Genomic DNA, 10,071 nt, shown 5'->3' with positions numbered 1-10,071 from the left:
CGCTCCGGCAAGCCTTCGCGGAAGCGGTTGGTGATCGGCAGGCGGCGGTCGCGGCCGAAGGCCTTGATGGAGATCTTGGTGCCCGGCGCGGACTGCCGGCGCTTGTACTCGGCCAGGTCGACCATGCGCAGCACCCGGTCCACCAGGGCGGCGTCGTGGCCCGCCGCGATCAGGTCGTCGCGGCCCTGGTCGCCGTCGATGTAGCCGGCCAGGATGGCGTCCAGCAGGTCGTAGTCGGGCAGCGAGTCGCTGTCCACCTGGCCCGGGCGCAGCTCCGCGCTGGGCGGCTTGGCGATCGAGTTCTCGGGGATGGGCGAGCCGGCCCGGGTGTTGCGCCAGCGGGCCAGCTTCCACACCATCGTCTTCGGTACGTCCTTGAGCGGGTTGAAGCCGCCGACCGAGTCGCCGTAGAGCGTCGAGTAGCCGACCGCCAGCTCGCTCTTGTTGCCGGTCGTCAGCACCAGGTGACCCTCCTGGTTCGACAGCGCCATCAGGATGACGCCGCGGACCCGTGCCTGCAGGTTCTCCACCGCCAGACCGGAGAGCGACATGTTGGCCAGGAAGGCGTCGACCATCGGCTGGATCGGCTCGCTGCGGTAGTCCAGGCCGGTGCGCTTGGCCAGGTCGGCGGCGTCGTCGCGGGAGTGGGCGGAGGAGTAGCCGCTGGGCATCGAGATGCCCACCACTCGCTGCGGGCCGAGGGCGTCGACGGCGATCGCGGCGACCACCGCCGAGTCGATGCCGCCGGACAGGCCCAGTACGACCGAGCTGAAGCCGTTCTTCTCCACGTAGTCGCGCAGGCCCAGGGTCAGCGCCGACCAGATCTCCGCCTCGTCGTTGACCCGCTCGGCGATGCCGCCGACCGCCGGGCCGTCGGTGAGCGGGCGCAGCGGTGCGGCGACGGTGACGCGGGTGATGCCCATGGCGTCGTCCGTGCGTTCCTCGACGCGGGGCGCCTCGGCGGCGGGGGCCGGTCCGGGCTCGTTCTCGACCGCGTCCGCCTCCGGCAGCTCCAGGTCGTGGACCAGCAGCTCGGTGGTGAACTGCCCGGCCCGGGTGAGCAGTTCGCCGGCGGCGGTGACCATCATCGAGTCGCCGTCGAAGACCAGCTCGTCCTGGCCGCCGACCATGTTCACGTACGCGATCGTCGCGCCCGCCTCGGCCGCCCGGCGCTTGACCAGCGGCAGCCGGATGTCGTCCTTGTTCAGCTCGTACGGCGAGGCGTTGATGTTCACGACCAGCCCGACCCCGGCCCGCCGGGCGGCGGTGAACGGCCCGCCGGCCTGCCACAGGTCCTCGCAGACGGTGAGCCCGACGTCGACGCCGCCGAGGCGCACGACCGTCAGCGAGTCGCCCGGCTCGAAGTAGCGGTCCTCGTCGAAGACGCCGTAGTTGGGCAGGTGGTGCTTGAAGTACGTCGCGGCGATCCCGCCGCCGAACAGCAGCGCGGACGCGTCGCGCCGGCCGCTGCCGGGCACGGCGTCGGCGCTGGTCGGCGCGGGGCCGTCGGCGTCGACGTAACCCACGACCACGGCGACGTCGCCCAGGCCGTCGGCGGCCAGGTCGGTGGCGAGGGTACGCAGCGCAGCCCGCGACGCCCGCACGAACGAGTCCCGGAAGACCAGGTCCTCGATGGGATAGCCGGTGAGCATCATCTCGGGAAAGGCCACCAGCTGCGCCCCGGCGCCGGCGGCCACCCGGGACCAGTGCCGGACGGCCGCGGCGTTGCCGGGGATGTCCCCGACGGTGGAGTTCACCTGGGCGAGAGCGACGCGCAACGAAGGCATGACCGGTATTCTTCCCCAGCGCCGGCTACGCACGTAGCGGGCCTCACCCGGGGCAGGCTGTGAGCCATGGTCAGCGTAATCTCGGCGTAACGGGACCGGGAGAGACTGGGCGCCGGCAAGTACGAGGGGTTGACGTGGACCGACAGCAGGAGTTCGTGCTTCGTACGCTCGAAGAGCGCGACATCCGTTTTGTCCGGCTTTGGTTCACCGACGTGCTCGGCACGCTGAAGAGCGTGTCGGTGGCGCCCGCGGAGCTGGAGTCCGCCTTCGAGGAGGGCATCGGCATCGACGGCTCGGCCATCGAGGGCTTCGCCCGGGTCTCCGAGTCCGACATGGTCGCCATGCCCGACCCGACCACGTTCCAGGTCTTCCCGTTCGAGGGTGGCGCCAGCGGCGAGAGCGCCCGGATGTTCTGCGACATCCTGCTGCCCGACGGCAGCGCCGCCTGGGCCGACCCGCGGCACGTGCTGCGCCGGATGCTGGCCAAGGCGGCCGAGAAGGGCTTCACCTTCTACACCCACCCCGAGGTCGAGTTCTTCCTCGTGCAGGACGGCCCGCTGGACGGCTCGGTGCCGGTCCCGGTGGACGGCGGTGGCTACTTCGACCACACCACGCACTCGGTCGCCCGCGACTTCCGGCGTCAGGCCGTGCTCGCGCTGGAGCGGATCGGCATCTCCGTCGAGTTCAGCCACCACGAGGTCGCCCCCGGCCAGCAGGAGATCGACCTGCGGTACGCGGACGCGCTGACCACCGCCGACAACATCATGACGTTCCGGCACGTCGTCAAGGAGGTCGCGCTCTCCCAGGGGGTCCGCGCGACGTTCATGCCGAAGCCGTACACGGACCAGCCCGGCAGCGGCATGCACACCCACCTGTCGCTGTTCGAGGGCGAGCGCAACGCCTTCCACGACGGTGACGACCCGCTGAAGCTGTCGAAGACGGCCCGCGCGTTCATCGCCGGCCTGCTCGTGCACGCCCGCGAGTACACCGCGGTCACCAACCAGTGGGTCAACTCCTACAAGCGGCTGTTCCCCATGCAGCTGCCCGACCGGATCACCGAGTCGCCGGCGTTCGTGAGCTGGGGCGCGCTGAACCGTTCGGCGCTGGTGCGGGTGCCCGCCTTCGGCAAGCCGAACTCGGCCCGGGTCGAGGTCCGCTCGCTGGACTCGGCGACCAACCCGTACCTGGCCTTCGCGGTCATGCTCGGGGCCGGGCTCAAGGGCATCGAGGAGGGCTACGAGCTGCCGCCGGGCGCGGAGGACGACGTCTGGTCGATGTCGCCGGCCGAGCGCAAGGCGGCCGGCTACGACGCCCTGCCGGAGAACCTGGCCGAGGCGATCGACGTGATGGCCAAGTCGGAGCTGATCCCCGAGGTGCTGGGCGAGCACGTCTTCGACTTCTTCCTGCGCAACAAGCGTCAGGAGTGGGAGCAGTACCGTCGTGAGGTGACGCCGTACGAGCGTCAGCGGTATCTCGGGGCCCTCTGATATCCACAATCGGCCCGGCGGTGGATCACCGGGGTGCGCTGGTCCGATACGGTGCCCTCTGACGTCGTGACGAGGGAGAAGCCGTGCTGGAAGATCTGCTTGAGGGTGCTGGGCGCAGCATTGTGTTCGGCCTGGTCGGTATCGGGCTGATGGCTGTCGGCTTTCTGCTGGTCGACCTGCTGACCCCGGGCAAGCTGCGCGACCTGATCTGGGTGGACCGCAACCCGAACGCCGCCCTGCTGCTCTCGGCGAATCAGCTCGGCATCGCCCTGATCGTCTTCACGGCGATCTTCACCAGCTACGACGAGTTCGGCCGGGGCCTCGCGTCCACGGTGATCTTCGGCCTGCTGGGCATCGCCGTGATGGCCATGGCGTTCCTGGTGCTGGACTGGATGACCCCCGGCAAGCTGGGCGAGGTCATCTGCACCCCGGACCGGCACCCGGGTGCCATGGTCAGCGCGGCCTCGCACTTCGGTGCGGCGCTGATCGTCTGCGCCTGCATCGCCTGACCGCGCCGGGGGCTCGGCCGCCGGTATTGCCGGGCCGGGCCGGGGGCTCGACCGCCGGCATCGCGTGACCGGGCCGGGGGTGCGGCCGCCGGCCCGGTGACGCAGCTGACCCTGGGCTGAAACCGGTCGCCCGGCCGGCCGTCGTCGGCGAGGATGCCCGGCGTGGACATCACCATCGAGCCGGTCACCGCGGCCAACTGGCGGGCCTGCGCCGCCCTCACCGTGCATCCCGGCCAGCGCGAGTTCGTCAATGCCGTCACCTACTACCTCTGCCTGTGCAACTACGGCGACACCTGGCAGCCGCTGGCCGCCGTGCGCGACGGGGAGGTCGTCGGCTTCTGCATGTGGGGGATCGACGACGACCGCAGCCGGTGGATCGGCGGGGTCGTGGTCGACGCCGCGCGGCAGCGCACCGGGATCGGCCGGGCCATGATCGGCGCGCTGGTGGAGCGGCTGGCCGCCGACCCGGACTGCCCGAACGTCGCGCTCAGCTACTCGCCCGCCAACGAGGCCGCCCGGGCGCTCTACGCCTCGCTGGGCTTCGTCGAGACCGGTGAGCTGGAGGACGACGAGGTCGTGGCCCGCTGGACGAGATCGTGATCACCGCGGCCCGGCACGAGGGCTGACCCACCCGCGGCGGAAAACCCAGGCAAGTTCTTCCGTGAGCCACGGGAACGGGTGGGCCGGGGGCCGGCGCCGGCCCCACCCGATAGCCTCGGAGCGTGGGTACAGCGCTGGTAATCGAGAACGATCCGTCCGACGACCTCCGCAGGCTGGGTGAGTGGCTCACCGAGGCCGGCCTGGAGCTGACCGTCGTGCGCCCGCATCTGGGCGACCCGCTGCCCGGGACGCTGGACGAGCACGTGGCCCTGGTCGTGCTCGGCGGCGACCAGAGCGCCTATCCGAACGCCGCCGGCGATCCCGGTGCACCCTGGTTCCCCGCCGTGGAGGGATTGCTGCGCAAGGCGGTCCGCCACCACGTCCCCACGCTCGGGGTCTGCCTCGGCGGGCAGTTGCTCGCGACGGCGCACGGCGGCCTGGTCGAGCGCAGCACGTCCGGACCGGAGATCGGGCCCGGCCTGGTCGGCCGGCGCGACGCCGCGGACGGCGACCCGCTGTTCAAGTACGTGCCGCTGCTGCCCGACGTGGTGCAGTGGCACAGCGACGAGATCACCGAGCTGCCCATCGGCGCGGTGCTGCTGGCCGCCTCGTCGCGCTACCCGCACCAGGCGTTCCGGCTCGGTGACCGGGCCTGGGGCCTGCAGTTCCACATCGAGTGCGACGCCGGCATGATCGCCGACTGGACCCGCACCGACGTGGCGGCGCTCGACGAGCTCGGCTACGACGCCGAGGCGGTCGTGGCCGCCACGGCCGAGATCCTGCCCGACGTCGAGGAGGTCTGGCAGCCGTTCGCGGCCCGGTTCGCCGCGCTGGCCCTCGGCACCCTCCCCGACGCCGACATCCCCAATCCCGGCACGATCCGCACCCTCCCGCTGCTGGGGCAGTAGGCATGACCGCCTGCACCGAGCGGCACCAGGCTGCGGCGAACGACGGCATCGCAGGCGAGGGCCGGAAGGGCATGCCGAAGGAGGGCGCCGCATGACCAGGCCCAGCCGGCTGGCCCGGTACGGCTTCGCCGACAACGGCACCCGCGCCGCCGACCTGCTCGGCCCCGGCGGGCTGCGGCTGTGGGACGCCGAGGCGCAGGCCCCGGTCGACGGGGACGCCGGTGAGCTGATCCACGCCCTGTCCCGGGCCGCGGATCCCACCCTCGCCCTGCGCCAGCTGCACCGCATGGTCGACGCGGTGGCCCGGGCGGCCCAGCGCGGCAGCGGCGGTCCGGTGACCGGGCCCGGCGAGGAGATCTCCGACAGCCCGGCGGCCGACGCCGTACTGCACGCCGTCTACTCCGACGCGGGCCTGCGGCGCCGGCTGGTCGCGGTGCTCGGCGCCTCGTCCGCACTGGGTGACCACCTGGTCGCCAACCCGGACCAGTGGCGGGTGCTGGCCACCGGCAAGACCGGCCTGCCGCCGAACGCGGAGGGGCACCTGGAGTTCGGCGACTCGACGGGGGAGGGCCCGCCGACCGTCCCGCTGCTGCGCACCGCGTACCGGATGGCGCTGCTGCGTATCGTCGCCGCCGACCTGACCGGCGGGCGGGGCCTCGAGCCGACCATGGCCGCGTTGTCCCGGCTGGCCGACGAGACCCTCGCGGCGGCGTACGCGATCGCGCTCGCCGGGCTGCCCGCGGGCACCGCCCCGCCCCGCCTGGCGGTCGTCGCGATGGGCAAGTGCGGCGGCTACGAGCTCAACTACGTGTCCGACGTGGACGTCATCTTCGTGGCCGCCGGTGACGAGGACCTCAGCGCGGGCACCGCCGTCGCGGCCCGGCTCATCGAGGTGTGCGGACACGTGGCCTGGCCGGTCGACGCCGCGCTGCGCCCGGAGGGCAACCGTGGCCCGCTGGTCCGCACCCTGGCCAGCCACCAGGCGTACTACCGCCGCTGGGCCCGCACCTGGGAGTTCCAGGCGCTGCTCAAGGCCCGTCCGGCGGCCGGTGACCTGGACCTGGCGGCGGAGTGGATCGACGACCTGGCCCCGCTGGTCTGGCACGCGGCCGAGCGTCCCGAGGCGGTCGAGGACGTCCGGGACATGCGCCGCAAGATCATCGACAACGTGCCCGCCCGCGAGGTCGAGCGCGAGATCAAGCGCGGCCCCGGTGGCCTGCGCGACATCGAGTTCGCCGTGCAGCTGCTCCAGCTCGTGCACGGCCGGATCGACGAGACGCTGCGCGAGCCCGGCACCCTGGCCGCGCTGCGCGCGCTGGTGGCGGGCGGGTACGTGGGCCGCGAGGACGGCGAGACGCTGCTGCGCGGCTACCGCTTCCTGCGCAGCGTCGAGCATCGGCTGCAGTTGCAGAACCTGCGGCGGACGCACACCGTGCCGGACGACCCGAAGGCGCTGCGCTGGCTCGCCGCCGCCCTGGGCTACAAGGCGCTGGCCGGGCGCGACGCGGTCGAGGCGTTCCGGTCCGACTGGGTGGGCCACGCCGCGCACGTCCGCCGGCTGCACGCCAAGCTGCTCTACCAGCCGCTGCTGGAGGCGGTCGCCCGGGTGCCGGCCGAGGCGCTGCGGATGACACCCGAGTCGGCCGGGCGCCGCCTGGAGATCCTGGGCTTCGCCGACCCGGCCGGGGCGCTGCGCCACCTGCAGTCGCTGACCGGCGGGGTCAGCCGTACGGCGGCGATCCAGCGCACCCTGCTGCCGATGCTGCTGCAGGACTTCGCGGACTCGCCCGAGCCCGACCGCGGCCTGCTCAGCTACCGGCACGTCTCGGAGAAGCTGGGCACCACCCCCTGGTATCTGCGCCTGCTGCGCGACGGCGGCCCGGTCGCGCGCCGGCTGGCCCGGGTGCTGAGCCTGTCGCGGTACGCCACCGATCTGCTCACCCGCGACCCGGAGGCGCTGCGGCTGCTCGCCGACGACGCCGAGCTGCAGCCGCGCCCCCGCGACGTGCTGCGCGACGGGTTCATCGCCGCCGCGGACCGGCATCTGGCCGCCGACACCACCGACGCGACCAAGGCCATCACCGCTGTCCGGGCTCTGCGCCGCCGCGAGTTGTTCCGGCTGGCCTGCGCCGACATCCTGAGCCGGGCCGGCGAGCTGGCCCCGGCGCAGCCGCTGGACGTGCACGCGATCGGCATCGCCCTCTCCGACGTCGCCGACGCGACGCTGGGCGCGGCGCTGCACGCCGCCCGGCGGGTGCATCCCGGCCCGGAGGGACTGCGGTTCGCGGTGATCGGCATGGGCCGGCTCGGCGGGTACGAGCTGAGCTACCCCTCCGACGCCGACGTGCTGTTCGTCTACGCCCCGCCGGAGGGCATGTCCGACGGTCAGGCCAGCGCCTCGGCCCACGCCATCGCCGAGGAGATGCGCCGTACCCTCGGGGCCCCGGCGCCCGACCCGCCGCTCGGTGTCGACGCCGACCTGCGCCCTGAGGGCCGCCAGGGCCCGCTGGTGCGCAGCCTCAACGCCTACGCGCAGTACTACGCCCGCTGGTCGAAGGTGTGGGAGTCGCAGGCGTTGCTGCGGGCCCGGTTCGTGGCCGGCGACGCGGAACTGGGCCGCGAGTTCGAGCAGCTCGCCGACGGGATGCGCTATCCCAGCGGGGGCCTGACCCGCGAGCAGGTCATCGAGATCCGGCGGATCAAGGCGCGGGTGGAGACCGAGCGGCTGCCCCGCGGAGCGGACCCGAACACGCACACCAAGCTCGGCCGGGGCGGCCTCGCCGACGTCGAGTGGGCGGTGCAGCTGCTGCAGCTGCGCCACGGGTACGCGCTGCCCGCGTTGCGGATGACCCGCACCCTGGAGGCGCTCTCCGCCGAGCTGCGGGCGAAGCTGATCGACAAGGTGGACGCGGCGGCGATGACCGCGGGCTGGACGCTGGCGGCCCAGGTCCGCAATGCGCTCACCCTGGTCCGGGGCCGCCCGACCGACCAGCTCCCGCGCCACGGCGTGGAACTGGCCGGGGTGGTGCTGCTGCTCGGCGGCGGCGACCCGGGTGAGTTCGTGGACCGGTACCTGCGCATGACCCGGCGTTCGCGGGCGGCGATGGAGCGCGTCCTCGATGCATGAGGAGCACCGGCGCGGGCTCCTGAGGGTGCTGGCGCCGACGCTCGGCGCCGCCGTGGCGCTGGCGGTCGCGTTCCTGCTGGCCCCGGCCATGGGCACTGACCTGGCCGCGCAGCAGGCCCGCGCGGAGTTCTTCGCCGCCCACGGCTGGGCGCCGGTCGACTTCGGCTGGTACGGCGGGGTCGGCCAGTTCGGCTACAGCCTGCTGACGGCGCCGCTGGGATCACTGATCGGGATGCGCGTGCTCGGGGCGCTGGCGGCGGTGGCCGCCTCGGTCCTCTTCGGGTGGCTGCTGTGGCGCACCGGGGTGCGGCGGCCGCTGGCGGGTGCCCTGCTCGGCGTGCTGGTCTTCGCGGCCAACCTGGCCAGCGGCCGGATCACCTTCGCGGTGGGCCTGGCCCTCGCCCTGGCCGCCCTGTGCGCCGCAGCCGACGCCGGATCGGGATGGCGGAGGCGCGGGCGGATCGTTGCCGTCTTCGGACTGGGCGCCCTGGCCACCTGGGCCAGCCCTGTCGCCGGCCTCTTCGCCGGCCTGGCGGGCGCGGCCCTGCTGCTCACCGGCCCGGTCCGGGCCGGCTTCCGGTCGTGGCGCCCGGACGCCCACTGGCCGCAGGCGCTGGCCCTCTGCCTGGGCCCGGTGCTGGCGCTGGCCCCCATGGCCCTGCTCTTCGGCAACGGCGGCCGGCAACCTTTCACCGCCGAGTCCATGAAGATCCATGTCGCGCTCGCCGTGCTGGTCGCCGTGGTCGTTCCGCCGCGCTGGCTCGCCGTGCGGATCGGGGCGGCGCTGACCGTCGTCCTGCTGCTCGGTGCGTTCTATCTGCCCAGCCCGATCGGTTCCAACGCGCTGCGGCTGCCCATGTTGTTCACGATCCCGGTGCTGGCCGCCCTGGTCGGGTTCGGGCGGGTCCGGCCGGCCCTGCTGCTCGTGGCCGTCTTCTGGTGGCAGCCGTTCGTGGTCACCGGTGACCTGGGCCGCGCGGGGTCGCCCGAGTCGCGCCCGTCGTTCCATCGGCCGCTGGTCGAGGAGCTGGCCCGGCGGGAACCGGGCCGGGTCGAGGTGGTCCCGCTGCGGGACCACTGGGAGTCCGTGTACGCCGCCGCGCAGGTCCCGCTGGCCCGCGGCTGGGAACGCCAGGTCGACACGGACCGCAACGCCCTGTTCTACCGCGACGTCCTGTCCCCGCAGGACTACGTGACCTGGCTGCGCGCCAACGCCGTCACCTACGTCGCCATCGCCCCCGGCTCGGTGCCCGACCGGTACGCCCGCACCGAGTCCGCCCTGGTCCTCGCCGGATTGCCGGAGCTGCGCCCGGTGTGGCAGAACGACACCTGGCGCCTCTACGAGGTCACCGACGCGCAGCCGCTGGTGTCGGTGCCGGCCGAGCTCGCGCGCAGCGACCGCGGCGGCGTCACCGTGCGCGTCCCGGCGCGCGCCGACGTGCTGGTCCGGGTGCACTGGTCGCGCTGGCTCAGCGTGCGCGGCCCGGGAGCCTGCCTGGCCCCCGGACCGGAGGGCTGGACGGAGCTGCGCGTCACCACCCCGGGTGAGTTCCGGCTCACCAGCTCGCTGCGGCCCGGACCGGCGTGCTGAGCGCAAGCCGATGGGTACGCTGACGCGCATGCCACGGTCACGAGGGGTCCGCACGAGGCCGT

7 protein-coding genes are annotated in these 10,071 nt (G+C 73.4%); 6 read left to right on the top strand and 1 reads right to left on the bottom strand.

Translation table 11 applies throughout. The features are described 5' to 3' along the window. Positions 1-1,787: NAD+ synthase (locus Aau02nite_RS21930; protein WP_212990399.1), on the bottom strand; the 1,787-nt coding region annotated here is incomplete at its 3' end. 134 nt (positions 1,788-1,921) lie between these two features. On the opposite strand from Aau02nite_RS21930, the gene Aau02nite_RS21925 reads away from it, so the two are divergent. The 6 genes from Aau02nite_RS21925 (at position 1,922) to Aau02nite_RS21900 (ending at position 10,009) form a co-directional block, all read left to right on the top strand. Beyond that, on the top strand, positions 1,922-3,274 hold the full coding sequence (locus tag Aau02nite_RS21925; RefSeq protein WP_212990398.1) for a glutamine synthetase family protein: 1,353 nt from the start codon (positions 1,922-1,924) through the stop codon (positions 3,272-3,274). A gap of 83 nt (positions 3,275-3,357) precedes the next feature. Further along, complete coding sequence (locus Aau02nite_RS21920; protein ID WP_212990397.1) at positions 3,358-3,783, top strand: DUF350 domain-containing protein; 426 nt, start codon at positions 3,358-3,360, stop codon at positions 3,781-3,783. Positions 3,784-3,936: 153 nt separating this feature from the next. Next, positions 3,937-4,383, top strand: a complete 447-nt coding sequence (locus Aau02nite_RS21915) for a GNAT family N-acetyltransferase (protein ID WP_212990396.1) — start codon at positions 3,937-3,939, stop codon at positions 4,381-4,383. A gap of 122 nt (positions 4,384-4,505) precedes the next feature. Next, complete coding sequence (locus Aau02nite_RS21910; RefSeq protein ID WP_212990395.1) at positions 4,506-5,291, top strand: type 1 glutamine amidotransferase; 786 nt, start codon at positions 4,506-4,508, stop codon at positions 5,289-5,291. Positions 5,292-5,382: 91 nt separating this feature from the next. Further along, a complete protein-coding gene (locus tag Aau02nite_RS21905; protein ID WP_212990394.1) occupies positions 5,383-8,418 on the top strand; it encodes a bifunctional [glutamine synthetase] adenylyltransferase/[glutamine synthetase]-adenylyl-L-tyrosine phosphorylase in 3,036 nt (1,011 codons plus the stop codon). After that, positions 8,411-10,009, top strand: a complete 1,599-nt coding sequence (locus Aau02nite_RS21900) for a hypothetical protein (RefSeq protein WP_212990393.1) — start codon at positions 8,411-8,413, stop codon at positions 10,007-10,009. Before Aau02nite_RS21905 ends, Aau02nite_RS21900 begins: the two co-directional genes overlap by 8 nt. Positions 10,010-10,071 lie beyond the last annotated feature (62 nt).

Origin of the sequence: Actinoplanes auranticolor (assembly GCF_018332655.1) — a bacterium.
GTDB lineage: Bacteria > Actinomycetota > Actinomycetes > Mycobacteriales > Micromonosporaceae > Actinoplanes > Actinoplanes auranticolor.
This window is presented reverse-complemented; position numbering and strand designations above follow the sequence as displayed.

Bases quoted from the DNA above. Each gene is read 5' to 3' on its own strand.
- Aau02nite_RS21905 (WP_212990394.1), top strand. From the start codon at position 5,383: ATGACCAGGCCCAGCCGGCTGGCCCGGTACGGCTTCGCCGACAACGGC.
- Aau02nite_RS21915 (WP_212990396.1), top strand. From the start codon at position 3,937: ATGCCCGGCGTGGACATCACCATCGAGCCGGTCACCGCGGCCAACTGG.
- Aau02nite_RS21900 (WP_212990393.1), top strand. From the start codon at position 8,411: ATGCATGAGGAGCACCGGCGCGGGCTCCTGAGGGTGCTGGCGCCGACG.